Source organism: Pseudomonas sp. MB-090624, assembly GCF_003205245.1.
Classification (GTDB): Bacteria; Pseudomonadota; Gammaproteobacteria; order Pseudomonadales; family Pseudomonadaceae; genus Aquipseudomonas; species Aquipseudomonas juntendi.
Window position 1 is genome coordinate 24,211 of record NZ_QJRK01000010.1, and the last position, 15,866, is coordinate 40,076.

A 15,866-nucleotide genomic window follows, 5' to 3' on the forward strand; every position below is an offset into this window, starting at 1 on the left:
TAAGGAAATGGAAGTAGCCGCTAAGTTGTCGGGCGCTCGAATCTCCGCCCAGAAAGCCCGCTTGGTCGCCGACCAGATCCGCGGGAAGAAGGTGGGCGAAGCGCTCAACCTGTTGGCCTTCAGCAGCAAAAAAGCTGCTGAAATCATGAAGAAAGTCCTCGAGTCGGCCGTAGCCAACGCCGAACACAACGAAGGCGCAGACGTTGATGACCTGAAGGTCTCCACCGTCTTCGTCAACGAAGGGCGTTCGCTGAAGCGCATCATGCCACGTGCCAAAGGCCGTGCTGATCGCATCGTCAAGCGGTCTTGCCATATCACTGTCAAGGTTGCGGACAAGTAACGGAGTCGATCAGATGGGTCAGAAAGTACATCCCACTGGCATTCGCCTGGGAATCGTCAAGGAGCACACCTCCGTCTGGTACGCAGACGGTGCTACTTACGCAGATTACCTGTTGAAGGATCTGAAAACGCGTGAGTACCTCCAAGACAAACTAAAAAGCGCGTCCGTAAGCCGTATCGATATTCATCGTCCGGCTCAAACTGCACGCATCACCATCCACACCGCTCGTCCAGGTATCGTTATCGGGAAGAAAGGTGAAGATGTCGAGAAGCTGCGTCAGGACCTGACCAAGCAGATGGGTGTGCCTGTGCACATCAACATCGAAGAGATCCGCAAGCCGGAACTCGACGCTATGCTGGTTGCGCAGAGCGTAGCTCAGCAGCTGGAGCGCCGCGTAATGTTCCGTCGCGCCATGAAGCGCGCCGTACAGAACGCCATGCGTATTGGTGCCAAGGGCATCAAGATCCAGGTGAGCGGTCGTCTCGGCGGTGCTGAGATTGCTCGTACCGAGTGGTATCGCGAAGGTCGTGTGCCACTGCACACCCTGCGTGCCGATATCGACTACAACACCTACGAAGCTCACACCACTTACGGTGTGATCGGTGTGAAGGTTTGGATCTTCAAAGGCGAAGTTATTGGTGGTCGCCAAGAAGAACTGAAACCACAAGCACCAGCGCCTCGTAAAAAAGCTGCTAAGTAAGGGGTACGCCAAATGTTGCAACCAAAGCGTACAAAATTCCGCAAGCAGATGACTGGCCACAACCGTGGTCTGGCACTGCGCGGTAGCAAAGTCAGCTTCGGCGAATTCGCCCTGAAAGCTGTTGCTCGCGGTCGCCTCACCGCTCGCCAGATCGAGTCCGCACGTCGTGCGCTGACCCGTCACGTTAAGCGTGGCGGCAAGATCTGGATCCGTGTGTTCCCGGACAAGCCGATCTCCAAGAAGCCTCTCGAGGTTCGTATGGGTAAAGGTAAGGGTTCCGTGGAGTACTGGGTTGCCCAGATCCAGCCAGGCAAAGTCCTGTACGAGATCGAGGGTGTTTCTGAAGAGCTGGCGCGCGAAGCTTTCGCCCTGGCTGCTGCAAAGCTGCCTCTCGCCACCTCCTTTGTTAAGCGGACGGTGATGTGATGAAAGCGAATGAACTTCGTGAAAAATCGGCACAGCAACTGAACGAGCAACTGCTCGGCTTGCTGCGCGACCAGTTCAATCTGCGTATGCAGAAAGCAACTGGCCAGTTGGGGCAGTCGCACCTGCTCTCGCAAGTTAAGCGTGACATCGCTCGCGTGAAAACTGTGCTCAACCAGCAGGCAGGTAAGTGATCATGGCTGAAGCTGAAAAAACCGTCCGTACGCTGACTGGCCGTGTCGTCAGCGACAAAATGGACAAGACCATCACCGTTCTGATCGAGCGTCGCGTCAAGCACCCGATCTACGGTAAATACGTTAAGCGTTCGACTAAGCTGCACGCGCACGACGAAACCAACCAGTGCAAAATCGGCGACAAGGTTTCCATTACCGAAACCCGTCCGCTGGCCAAGACCAAGTCCTGGGCACTGGTTGAAGTCCTCGAACGCGCTGTTGAAGTCTAAGGGCTAGGGGTCGGAGAAATTTTATGATTCAGACTCAATCCATGCTCGATGTGGCCGATAACAGCGGCGCTCGTCGCGTCATGTGCATCAAGGTGCTCGGCGGCTCGCACCGCCGTTACGCCGGCATCGGTGACATCATCAAAGTAACCGTCAAGGAAGCAATTCCGCGCGGTAAGGTCAAAAAAGGCCAGGTGATGACTGCTGTTGTCGTCCGTACCCGTCACGGTGTACGTCGCGCTGACGGTTCCATCATTCGTTTCGACGGCAACGCTGCTGTTCTGCTGAACACCAAGCAAGAGCCGATCGGCACTCGCATCTTCGGGCCAGTGACCCGTGAACTTCGTACTGAGAAGTTCATGAAGATCGTCTCGCTCGCCCCTGAAGTGCTGTAAGGAGATCCGACATGCAAAAGATTCGTCGTGACGACGAGATCATCGTGATCGCCGGCAAAGACAAAGGTAAGCGCGGTAAGGTGCTGAAGGTTCTGGCTGATGACCGTCTGGTTATCGGTGGCGTGAACCTGGTCAAGCGTCATACCAAGCCTAACCCGATGGCGGGCGTACAGGGCGGTATCGTCGAGAAAGAAGCGCCTCTGCACGCTTCCAACGTTGCCATCTTCAACGGTGAAACCAACAAGGCTGATCGCGTTGGCTTCAAAGTAGAAGACGGTAAAAAAATTCGTGTCTTCAAGTCGACCCAAAAAGCGGTTGATGCTTGAACACTGCTAGGTAGAAGACCATGGCACGACTGAAAGAGATTTACCGGAACGAAATCGCTCCTAAGCTTAAGGAAGAACTTAAGCTGTCGAACGTGATGGAAGTTCCGCGCGTTACCAAGATCACCCTGAACATGGGTCTGGGCGAAGCGATCGGCGACAAGAAAGTCATCGAGCACGCTGTTGCCGACCTGGAAAAGATCACCGGTCAAAAGCCGGTTGTGACTTTCGCTCGCAAGTCCATCGCTGGCTTCAAAGTCCGCGAAGGCTGGCCGATCGGCGTCAAGGTGACCCTGCGTAGCGACAAGATGTACGAATTCCTGGACCGCCTGCTGGCGATCTCCCTGCCTCGGGTCCGCGACTTCCGCGGCCTGAATGCCAAGTCCTTCGATGGCCGTGGCAACTACAGCATGGGCGTGAAAGAGCAGATCATCTTCCCGGAAATCGACTACGACAAGATCGATGCTCTGCGCGGTTTGGACATCACCCTGACCACCACTGCTCGTTCGGACGACGAAGGCCGCGCTCTGCTGCGTGCTTTCAAGTTCCCGTTCCGCAACTGATTGGAGTAGGAAAATGGCCAAGAAGAGCATGAAAAACCGCGAGCTGAAGCGTCAGCTCACGGTAGCCAAGTTCGCTAAGAAGCGTGCTGAACTGAAAGCGACCATCGTCAACGTCAACGCCTCTCCTGAAGAGCGTTTCGCTGCCGTAGTCGCTCTGCAGAAGCAGCCACGCGACGCTAGCGCTTCGCGCCTGCGCAACCGTTGCCGCCTGACCGGTCGTCCTCACGGTGTATACCGTAAGTTCGGCCTGGGCCGTAACATGCTGCGTCAAGCTGCAATGCGCGGTGACGTACCAGGTCTGGTCAAGGCCTCCTGGTAATCGCTGCAGGCAAGATCCCGGCGCAAGGGGAGCAATCTTCCGACCGCCGGTGACCTTGCCATCAAACAAGCCCCTACATGGGGCTTGTTTCGTTTCTACCTTGTGTCTAGAATGACCGGCTCACCTGAGCCTGGGGTTTTCCCCTGCCTGTTCGGGTGGTTGTGATAGCCGCAAGGCTAATAATTCTTGTATCAGGAGCATCTAGCCCATGAGTATGCAGGACCCGTTAGCGGACATGCTAACTCGCATCCGTAATGCCCAGATGGCTGAAAAGTCCGTCGTAAGCATGCCTTCCTCCACCCTGAAGGTCGCGGTTGCCAAAGTTCTGAAAGACGAAGGTTACATCGCTGGCTACCAGGTAACTGGTGAGGCCAAGCCTTCCCTGTCGATCGAACTGAAGTATTTCGAAGGCCGTCCGGTCATCGAAGAACTGAAGCGCTCCAGCCGTCCAGGCCTGCGCCAGTACAAGTCCGTCGCAGAGCTGCCGAAAGTACGTGGCGGTCTGGGCGTGTCTATCGTCTCCACCAACAAAGGTGTGATGACTGATCGCGCTGCGCGCGCTGCCGGTGTCGGCGGCGAAGTTCTGTGCACAGTGTTCTAAGGGGAGATAGGCATGTCTCGCGTCGCTAAGAACCCCGTTAAGCTGCCAGCAGGCGTCGAAGTCAAATTCGCCGGCCAGCAGCTTTCGGTGAAGGGTGCCAAAGGCACTCTCGAACTGAACGTTCACTCGTCTGTTGAAGTTACCGAAGAATCTGGCGAGCTGCGTTTCGTCGCTCGCAACGGTGACCAGCAAGCTCGCGCCATGGCCGGTACCACCCGCGCTCTGGTGAACAACATGGTCCAAGGCGTAAGCCAAGGCTTCGAGCGCAAGCTCCAGCTGGTCGGTGTTGGTTACAAGGCACAGGCTAAAGGCACCGTCCTGAACCTGGCTCTGGGCTTCTCGCACCCAGTGGACTACGAACTGCCAGCCGGTATCACCGCTGAAACCCCAAGCCAGACCGACATCCTGATCAAGGGTATCGACAAGCAGCTGGTGGGTCAGGTGGCCGCTGAAATCCGCGACTTCCGTCCGCCAGAGCCTTACAAAGGTAAAGGTGTGCGTTACGCGGACGAAGTAGTCCGTCGTAAAGAAGCCAAGAAGAAGTAGGGCCTAGTAAATGACCGACAAAAAAGTTATTCGACTGCGTCGCGCTCGCAAAGCACGTCTCAAGATGCACGAACTCGAAGTCGTGCGCCTGTGCGTGTTCCGCTCCTCGCAGCACATCTACGCCCAGGTCATTTCGGCCGACGGCAGCAAGGTTCTGGCAAGCGCCTCGACCTTGGACAAAGAACTGCGTGATGGCGCCACTGGCAACATCGACGCGGCCACTAAGGTTGGCAAGCTGGTAGCTGAGCGTGCGAAAGCCGCCGGTGTATCTCAAGTTGCCTTTGACCGTTCCGGCTTCAAGTACCATGGCCGCGTCAAAGCGCTGGCTGATGCTGCTCGTGAAGGCGGGCTGGAGTTCTAAGTTATGGCAAATAACGATCAAAAGCGCGACGAAGGCTACATCGAGAAGCTGGTTCAAGTTAACCGCGTTGCCAAAACCGTAAAAGGCGGCCGTATCTTCACCTTCACCGCGCTGACCGTGGTAGGTGATGGTAAAGGTCGTGTCGGCTTCGGCCGTGGCAAATCGCGCGAAGTACCAGCCGCGATCCAGAAAGCCATGGAAGCTGCCCGTCGCAACATGATCCAGGTTGACCTGAAGGGCACTACCCTGCAGTACGCCACCAAGGCTGCCCACGGCGCCTCGAAGGTTTACATGCAGCCTGCTTCGGAAGGTACCGGTATCATCGCCGGTGGCGCAATGCGTGCTGTCCTGGAAGTTGCTGGTGTTCAGAACGTTCTGGCCAAGTGCTACGGTTCGACCAACCCAGTGAACGTGGTTTACGCCACCTTCAAGGGTCTGAAAGCCATGCAATCTCCTGAATCCATTGCTGCCAAGCGCGGCAAGAGCGTCGAGGAGATCTTCTGATCATGGCAACCGTAAAAGTAACGCTGATCAAGAGCGTCTCGGGCCGTCTGCCTAACCACAAACTGTGTGTTAAAGGCCTGGGTCTGCGTCGCATCGGTCACACTGTAGAAGTCCAGGATACTCCCGAGAACCGCGGGATGATCAACAAGGCTTACTACATGCTGAAGGTCGAGGGCTAATCGATGAAACTCAATGATCTGAGTCCAGCGCCGGGTTCCCGTCGCGAGAAGCATCGTCCAGGTCGTGGTATCGGTAGCGGTCTGGGTAAGACCGGCGGCCGTGGCCACAAAGGTCAGACTTCCCGTTCGGGTGGTTCGATCGCTCCTGGCTTCGAAGGCGGTCAACAGCCGCTGCACCGTCGTCTGCCGAAGTTCGGCTTCGTTTCCCTGAAAGCCATGGACCGCGCTGAAGTGCGTCTGTCCGAGCTGGCCAAAGTGGAAGGCGACGTGATCTCCGTGCAATCCCTGAAGGATGCCAACGTGATCAACCAGCACATTCAGCGTGTGAAAATCATGCTGTCTGGCGAAGTTACTCGCGCAGTCACCATCAAGGGTATCGCAGCCACCAAGGGTGCGCGTGCGGCTATCGAAGCAGCTGGCGGCAAATTCGAGGAATAAATGGCTAAGCAAGGTGCTCTCTCTTCGCTCGGTAAGGGCGGGATGTCGGAACTCTGGGCTCGTCTGCGCTTTCTGTTCATGGCGATCATCGTCTATCGGATAGGCGCACATATCCCGGTGCCTGGCATCAATCCGGACCGTCTGGCGGATCTGTTTCGGCAGAATGAGGGGACCATTCTTAGCTTGTTCAACATGTTTTCCGGTGGCGCGCTCGAGCGCATGAGCATCTTTGCACTGGGGATCATGCCGTACATCTCGGCATCGATCATCATGCAGCTGATGACTGCGCTCAGCCCGCAACTGGAGCAGTTGAAGAAGGAAGGTGAAGCTGGCCGTCGCAAGATCAGCCAGTACACCCGCTACGGCACCGTTATCCTGGCACTGGTTCAAGCCATTGGCATGTCCATTGGCCTGGCCAACCAGGGCGTGGCGTTTTCTGTAGGCCTGGGCTTCCATGTCGTCGCCGTCTCCACCTTCGTGGCGGGCGCGATGTTCATGATGTGGCTGGGCGAGCAGATCACCGAGCGCGGTGTGGGCAACGGTATCTCGATGTTGATCTTCGCGGGTATCGTTGCCGGTCTTCCGAGAGCAATCGGGCAGTCTTTCGAGTCTGCACGCACAGGCGATATCAACATTTTCGCCCTGGTCGCAATCGGTTTGCTGGCAGTAGCGATTATCGGTTTCGTGGTGTTCATTGAGCGTGGTCAGCGTCGTATCGCCGTTCACTACGCCAAGCGTCAGCAGGGCCGCAAGGTCTTCGCTGCGCAGACCAGCCACTTGCCGTTGAAGGTGAACATGGCGGGGGTTATCCCGGCCATTTTCGCGAGCAGCATTTTGCTGTTCCCGGCTTCGCTGGGTGCCTGGTTCGGTCAGTCCGAAGGTATGGGCTGGCTGCAGGACATCTCGCAGTCGATCGCTCCTGGTCAGCCGTTGAACATTCTGCTGTTTAGTGCAGGGATCATTTTCTTCTGCTTCTTCTACACAGCGTTGATGTTCAACCCGAAAGACGTAGCGGAAAACCTGAAGAAGTCCGGTGCCTTTATTCCGGGTATCCGTCCTGGTGAGCAGTCGGCGCGCTACATTGATGGCGTACTGACCCGTTTGACCATGTTCGGTGCTCTTTACATGATGGCCGTCTGCCTTCTGCCCCAGTTCCTGGTGGTGGCAGCAAATGTGCCGTTCTACCTTGGCGGGACCTCGTTGCTGATTGTGGTAGTGGTTGTGATGGACTTCATGTCCCAAGTACAATCGCACCTCGTTTCGCACCAGTACGAATCCCTGATGAAGAAAGCCAACCTGAAAGGCTACGGTGGCAGCGGCCTGCTGCGCTGATACGCCCCTAAGGTTCGAGGAGTCGGTAATGAAAGTTCGTGCATCGGTGAAAAAGCTGTGCCGTAACTGCAAGATCATCCGTCGCGAAGGCGTCGTACGAGTGATCTGCAGCGCGGAACCGCGTCACAAACAGCGCCAAGGCTGAGTGTGATCTGCGCTTCAAACCCAGCAGCTAGTGTGCTGCTGGGTTGATTATTCGTTTCTACAGCGATATTATCTCGCGCCCTATTTCTTGGCTTCCGGGGCGTAGGTAGCTGTCAATTGGAGTCCCACTGAATGGCCCGTATTGCAGGCGTCAACATTCCAGATAACAAGCATACTGTTATCTCGCTGACCTACATCTATGGTGTCGGTCGCACAACTGCACAGAAGATCTGTGTAGACGCTGGTGTAAACCCAGCCGCAAAGATCAAGGATCTGAGCGACGAGCAAATCGAAACCCTGCGTGGCGAAGTCGCGAAGTTCACCACTGAAGGTGACCTGCGTCGTGACGTCAACATGAAGATCAAGCGCTTGATGGACCTGGGTTGCTACCGCGGCCTGCGTCATCGTAAAGGTCTGCCGGTTCGCGGTCAGCGCACCAAGACCAACGCACGCACCCGTAAGGGCCCGCGTAAGCCGATCCGCAAGTAATCGCCCAGGAATATAGACATGGCAAAACCTGCTGCTCGTCCTCGTAAAAAAGTTAAAAAGACAGTGGTTGATGGCATCGCCCACATCCATGCATCTTTCAACAACACCATCGTGACCATCACCGACCGTCAGGGCAATGCTTTGTCCTGGGCGACCTCCGGTGGTTCGGGTTTCCGTGGTTCGCGCAAATCCACCCCGTTCGCAGCTCAGATTGCTGCTGAGCGTGCTGGTCAAGCTGCGCTGGAATACGGTCTGAAAAACCTCGACGTAAACGTCAAGGGTCCAGGTCCAGGTCGTGAGTCCGCCGTTCGTGCATTGAACAGCTGCGGCTACAAGATCGCCAGCATCACCGACGTGACGCCTATCCCGCACAACGGGTGCCGTCCGCCGAAGAAGCGTCGCGTGTAATCAGGAGACAGAAGAATGGCACGTTACATTGGTCCAAAATGCAAACTGTCTCGTCGTGAAGGCACTGACCTGTTCCTGAAGAGCGGCGTTCGCGCTCTGGAATCGAAGTGCAACATCGAAGCAGCCCCAGGTATCCACGGCCAGCGCCGTGGCCGTCAGTCCGACTACGGCACCCAGCTGCGTGAGAAACAAAAAGTTCGTCGTATCTACGGTGTTCTGGAGCGTCAGTTCCGCGGTTACTACCAAGCTGCTGCCTCGAAAAAAGGCGCAACCGGTGAGAACCTGCTGCAACTGCTCGAGTGCCGTCTGGATAACGTCGTTTACCGTATGGGCTTCGGCTCGACTCGTTCCGAGTCCCGTCAGCTGGTTTCGCACAAAGCGATCAGCGTCAACGGTAAAACTGTAAACATTCCATCCTACCAAGTTCGTCCGGGTGACGTGGTCGCGGTTCGCGAGAAGTCGCTGAGCCAGCTGCGCATTGTTCAAGCCCTTGAACTCTGCGCCCAGCGTGGCCGCGTTGAGTGGGTTGACGTGGATGCTGCCAAAAAGTCGGGCGTTTTCAAGAACGTTCCTGCTCGCAGCGACCTGTCTGCCGACATCAACGAGAACCTGATTGTCGAGCTCTACTCCAAGTAAGGGCTAGAAAATAGGTGCATCCATGCAGATTTCGGTAAATGAGTTCCTGACTCCCCGCCATATTGATGTGCAGGTAGTCAGTCCGACCCGCGCCAAGATTACGCTCGAGCCTCTCGAGCGTGGTTTCGGCCATACCCTGGGCAACGCGCTGCGCCGCATCCTGTTGTCCTCCATGCCTGGCTGTGCAGTAGTCGAGGCCGAGATCGATGGCGTACTCCATGAGTACTCCGCGATCGAAGGTGTTCAGGAAGACGTCATTGAAATCCTGTTGAACCTGAAAGGCCTGGCTATCAAACTGCACGGTCGTGACGAAGTTACGCTGACCTTGTCGAAAAAGGGTTCGGGGGTGGTTACCGCTGCCGATATTCAGCTGGATCACGATGTCGAGATCGTCAACCCCGATCACGTAATCGCGAACCTGGCGTCGAACGGCGCCCTGAACATGAAGCTCACTGTAGCTCGTGGTCGTGGTTACGAGCCGGCCGACTCCCGTCAAACCGACGAAGACGAAAGCCGTAGCATTGGCCGTCTGCAGTTGGACGCTTCGTTCAGCCCGGTGCGTCGTATCGCCTATGTGGTCGAGAACGCCCGTGTTGAACAGCGTACCAACCTGGACAAACTGGTCATTGATCTGGAAACCAACGGCACCCTGGACCCTGAAGAGGCTATCCGCCGCGCTGCGACCATCCTGCAACAGCAGCTGGCCGCGTTCGTCGACCTCAAAGGTGACAGCGAGCCTGTCGTAGTCGAGCAGGAAGACGAGATCGATCCGATCCTGCTGCGTCCGGTTGACGACCTGGAACTGACTGTACGTTCGGCCAACTGCCTGAAGGCGGAGAACATCTACTACATCGGCGACCTGATTCAGCGTACCGAAGTAGAGCTGTTGAAAACTCCTAACCTCGGCAAGAAGTCCCTGACTGAAATCAAGGACGTCCTGGCCTCTCGTGGTCTGTCTCTCGGCATGCGCCTCGACAACTGGCCGCCTGCAAGTCTTAAGAAAGACGACAAGGCGACCGCCTGATCGTCGTAATCACCGAACGTAGTGTTTGGTAAGGAATGAATCATGCGTCATCGTAAAAGTGGACGTCACCTGAGCCGTACCAGCTCTCACCGCAAGGCTATGTTCCAGAACATGGCAGTGTCGTTGATCGAGCACGAGCTGATCAAAACCACCCTGCCGAAAGCCAAGGAACTGCGCCGCGTTGCCGAGCCGCTGATCACCCTGGCCAAGGAAGACAGCGTTGCTAACCGTCGTCTGGCCTTCGACCGTACCCGTTCGAAGTCCGCTGTTGGCAAACTGTTCAACGACCTGGGCAAGCGTTACGCCACCCGTCAGGGCGGCTACCTGCGCATCCTGAAGTGCGGTTTCCGCGCTGGCGACAACGCGCCTATGGCGTACGTCGAGCTGGTTGATCGTCCTGTCGGCGGTGCTGTAGAAGCTGCTGAGTAAGACGTTCTGTCTGCTACAAAGAACCGGGCCTAGTGCCCGGTTTTTTGTGTGTGCAACTATTGTTTATTTCTATTGATACAAGTCATCTAATGAATTTGTTCTCCTAGTCCGGCTCATCGATACTCTCCCCATAGCCGATCAGCCGGCGTTCGAAGACCGATAAGGAGAGCCCATGAGCAAGACTCTTACCACCGCCAGCGGTGCACCAGTAGCCGACAACCAGAACTCCCGCTCCGCCGGCCCACGTGGCCCATTGTTGCTCGACGACTTCCACCTCATCGAGAAGCTCGCCCATTTCAATCGCGAGAACATTCCGGAGCGCCGCGTACACGCCAAGGGTTCGGGTGCGTACGGCACCTTCACCGTCACCCGCGATATAACGGCTTACACCAGCGCCAAGCTTTTCGGCGAAATCGGCAAGCAAACCGAAACCTTCCTGCGTTTTTCCACCGTTGGTGGCGAGCGTGGTTCAGCCGATACCGAGCGTGACCCGCGCGGCTTCGCTGTAAAGTTTTACACCGAAGAAGGCAACTGGGACATTGTGGGCAACAACACCCCCGTGTTCTTCATTCGCGACCCGTTGAAGTTCCCGGACTTTATCCACACCCAGAAGCGCCACCCACAGACCAACCTCAAGAACGCCCAGATGATGTGGGACTTCTGGTCGCATTCGCCTGAAGCGCTGCATCAGGTGACCATTCTGTTCTCGGATAGAGGCATCCCGGATGGCTATCGCCACATGCACGGCTTTGGCAGCCACACCTACAGCCTGATCAACCAGAAAGGCGAGCGCACCTGGGTGAAGTGGCACTTCAAGACCCTCCAAGGCATCAAGAACCTCGCCCCCGCAGAAGCGGCGCGCCTGGCCGGTACCGATCCGGACTATGCTCAGCGCGACTTGTTTGAAGCCATCGAACGTGGTGACTACCCACGTTGGACCGTGTGCATGCAGGTCATGAGCGAAGCGGAGGCGGCGAGCCGTGAGGAAAACCCGTTCGACGTCACCAAAACCTGGTCGCAGAAGGACTACCCGCTGATCGAGGTGGGGGTGCTGGAGCTTAACCGGAACCCGCTCAACTATTTCGCTGAAGTCGAGCAAGCAGCGTTTGGGCCTAGCAACATGGTGCCTGGCGTTGGTCTGTCACCCGACCGCATGCTGCAGGGCCGCGTATTCGCCTACGCTGACGCCCACCGCTACCGTGTCGGTACCAACCACCAGCAACTGCCGGTGAATGCACCGCGCTGCGCTGTGAACAGCTACCAGCGCGACGGCTCCATGGCGACCGGCAGTTATGGTGCGGCGCCGAATTACGAGCCTAACAGCTACGCCGACGCACCCAAGCAGTCACCGCATCACGCTGAACCTGCACTGGCGCTCACTGGTGCAGCCGACCGCCATGATCACCGTGAGGACAACGACTACTACAGCCACGCCGGCGCGCTGTTCCGCTTGATGAGCAACGAGCAGAAGGCGCTGCTGATCAGCAACATCGCCGGGGCGATGGCAGGGGTCAGTGACGATGTCATCCAGCGCCAGTTGCAGTATTTCTTCATGGCTGACCCGGCCTATGGCGAAGGTATCGCCAAGGCGTTGGGCGTGAATCTCGCTTAACTCGAAGTGATAAGAAGAACCGCCCTCATTTGGGCGGTTTTTCAATGAATATCACTACTGTTTAGCCGATTTTTTGCCCGGATTGCGCCTTTTTCAGTGACCTTCGGCAAAAGCTGGTTCACACTATGCGGCATAGAAGCTTCCACATGGAGAAACAGGGCGATGCAAGGCCATCCGGACGTAATCAACTACCTCGTCACGCTGCTGAAGGGCGAACTGGCGGCACGCGACCAGTACTTCATTCATTCGCGCATGTACGAAGACTGGGGCCTGTCCAAACTCTACGAGCGTATCAACCACGAGATGGAAGAAGAGGCGCAACACGCTGATGCGCTGATGCGTCGTATCCTCATGCTGGAAGGTACGCCTGACATGCGCGCAGACGACCTGGAAGTCGGCAGCACCGTGCCGGAAATGATCGAAGCCGACCTCAAGCTTGAATACAAAGTGCGCGCTGCGTTGTGCAAAGGCATCGAGTTGTGCGAATTGCACAAGGACTATGTCAGCCGCGACATTCTGCGTGCGCAGTTGGCCGACACTGAAGAAGATCATACCTACTGGCTGGAAAAGCAGCAGGGGCTGATCAAGGCCATTGGCCTGGAGAACTACCTGCAATCGCAGATGTAATAGCCGGGGGGCTGCTTTGCAGCCCATCGCGACACAAGGCCGCCCCTACAGGCGATCGCGCAACCCAAAGGTTCATGCGATCGCCTGTAGGGGCGGCCTTGTGTCGCGATGGGGCGCAAAGCGCCCCCAAATGCCTTAGGCCCGATCCCGCTCCAGCAGCGGTTTCAAGTAATGCCCGGTATACGACTGTTTCATCTCGCTCAGTTCTTCCGGCGTACCGCAGGCAATGATCTGCCCACCCTTGGAGCCACCCTCTGGCCCCAGGTCCACCAGCCAGTCGGCCGTCTTGATCACATCCAGGTTGTGCTCGATCACCACCACGGTGTTGCCGTGGTCGCGCAGGCGGTGCAGCACGTCCAGCAACTGCTGAATATCGGCAAAGTGCAGGCCAGTGGTCGGCTCATCGAGGATATACAGGGTCTTGCCGGTGTCACGCTTGGACAGCTCGCGGGACAGCTTGACCCGTTGCGCCTCACCACCGGACAGCGTGGTCGCCGACTGCCCCAGCTTGATGTAGGACAAACCCACGTCCATCAGTGTTTGCAGCTTGCGCGCCAACGCCGGCACCGCATCGAAGAACTCGCGGGCATCCTCGATGGTCATCTCCAGCACCTCGTGGATGTTCTTGCCCTTGTACTTGATCTCCAGGGTCTCGCGGTTGTAGCGCTTGCTCTTGCACACGTCGCAGGGTACGTAGATGTCCGGCAGGAAGTGCATTTCCACCTTGATCAAGCCATCGCCCTGGCAGGCCTCGCAGCGGCCGCCCTTGACGTTGAACGAGAAGCGCCCAGGGCCATAACCGCGGGAGCGCGACTCGGGCACGCCGGAGAACAGCTCACGGATCGGAGTAAAAATGCCGGTGTAGGTAGCCGGGTTCGAGCGCGGGGTACGGCCAATCGGGCTCTGGTCGATATCCACGACCTTGTCCAGGTGCTGCAGGCCGTCCATGCTGCTGTGGGGCGCCGCCTCGATGCTGCTCGCGCCATTCAGAGCGGACGCTGCCAGCGGGTACAGGGTGTTGTTGATCAGCGTCGACTTGCCCGAGCCAGATACCCCGGTCACGCACGTCAACAAGCCAATCGGCACCTCGAGGTCAACATTCTGCAGGTTGTTGCCGCGTGCCCCCTTCAGCTTGAGTTGCAGCTTCTTGTTGCGCGGCGTGCGCTTGGCGGGCACGACGATCTTCTTGCGCCCCGACAGGTATTTGCCCGTCAGCGAGTCAGGATGGTCCATGACCTCCTGCGGCGACCCCTCGGCAACGATCTGCCCGCCATGTACGCCCGCACCTGGGCCGATGTCCACTACGTAGTCCGCCAGGCGGATGGCGTCTTCATCATGCTCAACCACAATGACCGTGTTACCCAGGTCGCGCAGGTGATTGAGCGTCGCCAGCAGGCGGTCGTTGTCGCGTTGATGAAGGCCGATCGACGGTTCGTCGAGAATGTACATCACCCCCACCAGGCCTGCGCCGATCTGGCTGGCCAGGCGGATACGCTGGGCCTCGCCCCCCGACAAGGTGTCGGCACTGCGGTCCAGGGTGAGGTAGTCGAGGCCTACGTTGACCAGGAACTGCAGGCGTTCGCAGATTTCCTTGAGGATTTTCGAGGCAATTTCGCCGCGGCGGCCGGTCAGGGTCAGTTCGGCAAAATAGCTGCTGGCATCGCCAATGGGCAGGTTGGTGACCGCCGGCAGGGTTTTCTCGCCAACCCACACGTGGCGCGCTTCGCGACGCAGGCGGGTGCCGCGGCAGTCCGGGCAGGGCTGGGTGCCGAGGAACTTGGCCAGTTCTTCACGCACAGTGGCCGATTCGGTCTCGCGGTAGCGGCGCTCCAGGTTCGGCACAATGCCTTCGAACGGGTGCGAGCGCTTGACGATATCGCCGCGGTCGTTGAGGTACTTGAAGTCGACACTGTGCTTGCCGCTGCCTTGCAGGATCACCTTCTGGTGTTCGGCAGACAGTTCGCCAAACGGCTCTTCCAGGCTGAAGCCATAGTGCGCCGCCAGTGAGCCGAGCATCTGGAAGTAGTACACGTTGCGGCGGTCCCAGCCGCGGATGGCACCCTCGGCCAAGGTAAGCTCGGCATTGACCAGGCGCTTGGTGTCGAAGAACTGCTTCACACCCAGGCCGTCGCAAGTCGGGCAGGCACCCGCCGGGTTGTTGAAGGAAAACAGCTTGGGCTCCAGCTCGCTGATCGCGTGGCCGCACACCGGGCAGGCGAAACGGGCGGAGAAGATCGTCTCTTCGCCTTGCTCGTCGTCCATCGGTGCCACCAGGGCAATCCCGTCGGCCAGTTTCAGCGCAGTTTCGAACGATTCGGCCAGGCGCTGCTGCAGGTCGGCGCGCACCTTGAAGCGGTCCACTACCACATCGATGCTGTGCTTCTTCTGCTTGTCCAGCTTGGGCAACTCATCAAGCTCATAGAGCTTGCCGTTGACCCGGGCGCGCACGAAACCCTGCGCGCGCATTTCATCGAACACTGCCAGGTGCTCGCCCTTGCGCTCGCGCACTACCGGCGCCAGAAGCATCAGCTTGCTGCCTTCGGGGCGCTCCAGCACCAGGTCGACCATCTGGCTGACGGTTTGCGCCTCCAGCGGAATGTCGTGGTCCGGGCAGCGTGGGGTACCGACGCGAGCGTACAGCAGGCGCAGGTAGTCGTAGATCTCGGTGATGGTGCCGACCGTCGAGCGCGGGTTATGCGACGTCGATTTCTGTTCGATGGAGATTGCCGGGGACAGACCTTCGATGGTGTCGACGTCGGGCTTTTCCATCATCGACAGGAATTGCCGGGCGTAGGCCGACAACGATTCCACGTAGCGGCGCTGGCCTTCGGCGTACAGGGTATCGAATGCCAGCGAAGACTTGCCGGAACCGGACAGGCCGGTGATCACGATCAGCTTGTCCCGGGGCAAGGTCAGGTCGATGTTCTTCAGGTTGTGGGTACGTGCCCCACGAATCAGGATCTTGTCCACTGCGGCCTCGCTTGGCGGGCATAAACAAAGAATTATACGGCCC

The 15,866-nt window shown here is 57.7% G+C and carries 25 protein-coding genes; 24 read left to right on the top strand and 1 reads right to left on the bottom strand.

The window, feature by feature from the left end:
- The first annotated feature begins 7 nt into the window (after positions 1 to 7).
- From rplV to bfr, 24 genes are all read left to right on the top strand, one after another.
- A complete protein-coding gene (rplV, locus tag DMX12_RS07330) occupies positions 8 to 340 on the top strand; it encodes a 50S ribosomal protein L22 (RefSeq protein WP_003103908.1) in 333 nt (110 codons plus the stop codon).
- A gap of 13 nt (positions 341 to 353) precedes the next feature.
- Positions 354 to 1,040, top strand: a complete 687-nt coding sequence (gene rpsC / locus DMX12_RS07335) for a 30S ribosomal protein S3 (RefSeq protein WP_003255481.1) — start codon at positions 354 to 356, stop codon at positions 1,038 to 1,040.
- A 12-nt stretch (positions 1,041 to 1,052) separates the two neighbouring features.
- Positions 1,053 to 1,466, top strand: coding sequence for a 50S ribosomal protein L16 (gene rplP / locus DMX12_RS07340; protein WP_003255479.1), 414 nt, complete (start codon positions 1,053 to 1,055; stop codon positions 1,464 to 1,466).
- Positions 1,466 to 1,657 carry a 50S ribosomal protein L29 gene (rpmC, locus tag DMX12_RS07345; RefSeq protein ID WP_002555481.1) on the top strand — a complete coding sequence of 64 codons (192 nt, stop codon included), beginning with the start codon at positions 1,466 to 1,468 and terminating at the stop codon, positions 1,655 to 1,657. Before rplP ends, rpmC begins: the two co-directional genes overlap by 1 nt.
- Positions 1,658 to 1,659: 2 nt before the next feature.
- On the top strand, positions 1,660 to 1,926 hold the full coding sequence (rpsQ, locus tag DMX12_RS07350) for a 30S ribosomal protein S17 (RefSeq protein ID WP_023534981.1): 267 nt from the start codon (positions 1,660 to 1,662) through the stop codon (positions 1,924 to 1,926).
- Positions 1,927 to 1,949: 23 nt separating this feature from the next.
- Positions 1,950 to 2,318 (top strand): 50S ribosomal protein L14, encoded by a 369-nt coding sequence (rplN, locus tag DMX12_RS07355; protein ID WP_008089810.1) that lies wholly within the window; start codon positions 1,950 to 1,952, stop codon positions 2,316 to 2,318.
- 11 nt (positions 2,319 to 2,329) lie between these two features.
- Entirely contained in the window at positions 2,330 to 2,644 is a 315-nt protein-coding gene (gene rplX, locus DMX12_RS07360) for a 50S ribosomal protein L24 (RefSeq protein ID WP_003255476.1), read from the top strand.
- A gap of 20 nt (positions 2,645 to 2,664) precedes the next feature.
- Positions 2,665 to 3,204: a 50S ribosomal protein L5 gene (gene rplE / locus DMX12_RS07365; protein ID WP_003255474.1), complete on the top strand. Its 540-nt coding sequence runs from the start codon at positions 2,665 to 2,667 to the stop codon at positions 3,202 to 3,204.
- Positions 3,205 to 3,217: 13 nt separating this feature from the next.
- Positions 3,218 to 3,523, top strand: coding sequence for a 30S ribosomal protein S14 (gene rpsN / locus DMX12_RS07370; RefSeq protein WP_009681970.1), 306 nt, complete (start codon positions 3,218 to 3,220; stop codon positions 3,521 to 3,523).
- Between the two features lie 208 nt (positions 3,524 to 3,731).
- A complete protein-coding gene (gene rpsH / locus DMX12_RS07375) occupies positions 3,732 to 4,124 on the top strand; it encodes a 30S ribosomal protein S8 (RefSeq protein ID WP_009681971.1) in 393 nt (130 codons plus the stop codon).
- Positions 4,125 to 4,136: 12 nt separating this feature from the next.
- Positions 4,137 to 4,670 carry a 50S ribosomal protein L6 gene (gene rplF / locus DMX12_RS07380; RefSeq protein ID WP_009681972.1) on the top strand — a complete coding sequence of 178 codons (534 nt, stop codon included), beginning with the start codon at positions 4,137 to 4,139 and terminating at the stop codon, positions 4,668 to 4,670.
- A gap of 10 nt (positions 4,671 to 4,680) precedes the next feature.
- Positions 4,681 to 5,031 (top strand): 50S ribosomal protein L18, encoded by a 351-nt coding sequence (gene rplR, locus DMX12_RS07385; protein ID WP_009681973.1) that lies wholly within the window; start codon positions 4,681 to 4,683, stop codon positions 5,029 to 5,031.
- A 3-nt stretch (positions 5,032 to 5,034) separates the two neighbouring features.
- Complete coding sequence (rpsE, locus tag DMX12_RS07390) at positions 5,035 to 5,535, top strand: 30S ribosomal protein S5 (protein WP_003255465.1); 501 nt, start codon at positions 5,035 to 5,037, stop codon at positions 5,533 to 5,535.
- Positions 5,536 to 5,537: 2 nt separating this feature from the next.
- A complete protein-coding gene (rpmD, locus tag DMX12_RS07395; RefSeq protein WP_003255463.1) occupies positions 5,538 to 5,714 on the top strand; it encodes a 50S ribosomal protein L30 in 177 nt (58 codons plus the stop codon).
- A gap of 3 nt (positions 5,715 to 5,717) precedes the next feature.
- Positions 5,718 to 6,152: a 50S ribosomal protein L15 gene (rplO, locus tag DMX12_RS07400; RefSeq protein ID WP_003255461.1), complete on the top strand. Its 435-nt coding sequence runs from the start codon at positions 5,718 to 5,720 to the stop codon at positions 6,150 to 6,152.
- Positions 6,153 to 7,484: a preprotein translocase subunit SecY gene (secY, locus tag DMX12_RS07405; RefSeq protein WP_110676875.1), complete on the top strand. Its 1,332-nt coding sequence runs from the start codon at positions 6,153 to 6,155 to the stop codon at positions 7,482 to 7,484. It begins immediately after the preceding gene.
- A 28-nt stretch (positions 7,485 to 7,512) separates the two neighbouring features.
- Positions 7,513 to 7,629: a 50S ribosomal protein L36 gene (rpmJ, locus tag DMX12_RS07410; protein WP_002555468.1), complete on the top strand. Its 117-nt coding sequence runs from the start codon at positions 7,513 to 7,515 to the stop codon at positions 7,627 to 7,629.
- 131 nt (positions 7,630 to 7,760) lie between these two features.
- Complete coding sequence (gene rpsM, locus DMX12_RS07415; protein WP_009681976.1) at positions 7,761 to 8,117, top strand: 30S ribosomal protein S13; 357 nt, start codon at positions 7,761 to 7,763, stop codon at positions 8,115 to 8,117.
- Positions 8,118 to 8,135: 18 nt separating this feature from the next.
- Positions 8,136 to 8,525 (top strand): 30S ribosomal protein S11, encoded by a 390-nt coding sequence (rpsK, locus tag DMX12_RS07420; RefSeq protein WP_003255454.1) that lies wholly within the window; start codon positions 8,136 to 8,138, stop codon positions 8,523 to 8,525.
- A gap of 15 nt (positions 8,526 to 8,540) precedes the next feature.
- On the top strand, positions 8,541 to 9,161 hold the full coding sequence (rpsD, locus tag DMX12_RS07425) for a 30S ribosomal protein S4 (protein WP_009681977.1): 621 nt from the start codon (positions 8,541 to 8,543) through the stop codon (positions 9,159 to 9,161).
- Positions 9,162 to 9,183: 22 nt separating this feature from the next.
- Positions 9,184 to 10,185 (top strand): DNA-directed RNA polymerase subunit alpha, encoded by a 1,002-nt coding sequence (gene rpoA / locus DMX12_RS07430; protein ID WP_003255452.1) that lies wholly within the window; start codon positions 9,184 to 9,186, stop codon positions 10,183 to 10,185.
- Between the two features lie 42 nt (positions 10,186 to 10,227).
- The gene (gene rplQ, locus DMX12_RS07435) at positions 10,228 to 10,614 is read left to right on the top strand and encodes a 50S ribosomal protein L17 (RefSeq protein ID WP_003255451.1); all 387 of its coding nucleotides are present in this window, start codon (positions 10,228 to 10,230) and stop codon (positions 10,612 to 10,614) included.
- Positions 10,615 to 10,786: 172 nt separating this feature from the next.
- Positions 10,787 to 12,226: a catalase gene (locus tag DMX12_RS07440; protein WP_110676877.1), complete on the top strand. Its 1,440-nt coding sequence runs from the start codon at positions 10,787 to 10,789 to the stop codon at positions 12,224 to 12,226.
- A gap of 162 nt (positions 12,227 to 12,388) precedes the next feature.
- Positions 12,389 to 12,853 carry a bacterioferritin gene (bfr, locus tag DMX12_RS07445; protein ID WP_009681979.1) on the top strand — a complete coding sequence of 155 codons (465 nt, stop codon included), beginning with the start codon at positions 12,389 to 12,391 and terminating at the stop codon, positions 12,851 to 12,853.
- Positions 12,854 to 12,988: 135 nt separating this feature from the next.
- On the opposite strand, the gene uvrA is transcribed toward bfr, so the two are convergent.
- Complete coding sequence (gene uvrA, locus DMX12_RS07450; RefSeq protein WP_009681965.1) at positions 12,989 to 15,823, bottom strand: excinuclease ABC subunit UvrA; 2,835 nt, start codon at positions 15,821 to 15,823, stop codon at positions 12,989 to 12,991.
- Between the last annotated feature and the right edge of the window lie 43 nt (positions 15,824 to 15,866).

Bases quoted from the DNA above. Each gene is read 5' to 3' on its own strand.
- rpsH (WP_009681971.1), top strand. From the start codon at position 3,732: ATGAGTATGCAGGACCCGTTAGCGGACATGCTAACTCGCATCCGTAAT.
- rpmJ (WP_002555468.1), top strand. From the start codon at position 7,513: ATGAAAGTTCGTGCATCGGTGAAAAAGCTGTGCCGTAACTGCAAGATC.
- rpsQ (WP_023534981.1), top strand. From the start codon at position 1,660: ATGGCTGAAGCTGAAAAAACCGTCCGTACGCTGACTGGCCGTGTCGTC.
- rpsK (WP_003255454.1), top strand. From the start codon at position 8,136: ATGGCAAAACCTGCTGCTCGTCCTCGTAAAAAAGTTAAAAAGACAGTG.
- rplR (WP_009681973.1), top strand. From the start codon at position 4,681: ATGACCGACAAAAAAGTTATTCGACTGCGTCGCGCTCGCAAAGCACGT.
- rplV (WP_003103908.1), top strand. From the start codon at position 8: ATGGAAGTAGCCGCTAAGTTGTCGGGCGCTCGAATCTCCGCCCAGAAA.
- rplE (WP_003255474.1), top strand. From the start codon at position 2,665: ATGGCACGACTGAAAGAGATTTACCGGAACGAAATCGCTCCTAAGCTT.
- secY (WP_110676875.1), top strand. From the start codon at position 6,153: ATGGCTAAGCAAGGTGCTCTCTCTTCGCTCGGTAAGGGCGGGATGTCG.
- rplO (WP_003255461.1), top strand. From the start codon at position 5,718: ATGAAACTCAATGATCTGAGTCCAGCGCCGGGTTCCCGTCGCGAGAAG.
- rpsM (WP_009681976.1), top strand. From the start codon at position 7,761: ATGGCCCGTATTGCAGGCGTCAACATTCCAGATAACAAGCATACTGTT.
- rpsD (WP_009681977.1), top strand. From the start codon at position 8,541: ATGGCACGTTACATTGGTCCAAAATGCAAACTGTCTCGTCGTGAAGGC.
- rpmC (WP_002555481.1), top strand. From the start codon at position 1,466: ATGAAAGCGAATGAACTTCGTGAAAAATCGGCACAGCAACTGAACGAG.
- rplX (WP_003255476.1), top strand. From the start codon at position 2,330: ATGCAAAAGATTCGTCGTGACGACGAGATCATCGTGATCGCCGGCAAA.
- bfr (WP_009681979.1), top strand. From the start codon at position 12,389: ATGCAAGGCCATCCGGACGTAATCAACTACCTCGTCACGCTGCTGAAG.
- rplQ (WP_003255451.1), top strand. From the start codon at position 10,228: ATGCGTCATCGTAAAAGTGGACGTCACCTGAGCCGTACCAGCTCTCAC.
- rplF (WP_009681972.1), top strand. From the start codon at position 4,137: ATGTCTCGCGTCGCTAAGAACCCCGTTAAGCTGCCAGCAGGCGTCGAA.
- rpsN (WP_009681970.1), top strand. From the start codon at position 3,218: ATGGCCAAGAAGAGCATGAAAAACCGCGAGCTGAAGCGTCAGCTCACG.
- rpoA (WP_003255452.1), top strand. From the start codon at position 9,184: ATGCAGATTTCGGTAAATGAGTTCCTGACTCCCCGCCATATTGATGTG.
- rpsC (WP_003255481.1), top strand. From the start codon at position 354: ATGGGTCAGAAAGTACATCCCACTGGCATTCGCCTGGGAATCGTCAAG.
- rpsE (WP_003255465.1), top strand. From the start codon at position 5,035: ATGGCAAATAACGATCAAAAGCGCGACGAAGGCTACATCGAGAAGCTG.
- DMX12_RS07440 (WP_110676877.1), top strand. From the start codon at position 10,787: ATGAGCAAGACTCTTACCACCGCCAGCGGTGCACCAGTAGCCGACAAC.
- rpmD (WP_003255463.1), top strand. From the start codon at position 5,538: ATGGCAACCGTAAAAGTAACGCTGATCAAGAGCGTCTCGGGCCGTCTG.
- rplP (WP_003255479.1), top strand. From the start codon at position 1,053: ATGTTGCAACCAAAGCGTACAAAATTCCGCAAGCAGATGACTGGCCAC.
- rplN (WP_008089810.1), top strand. From the start codon at position 1,950: ATGATTCAGACTCAATCCATGCTCGATGTGGCCGATAACAGCGGCGCT.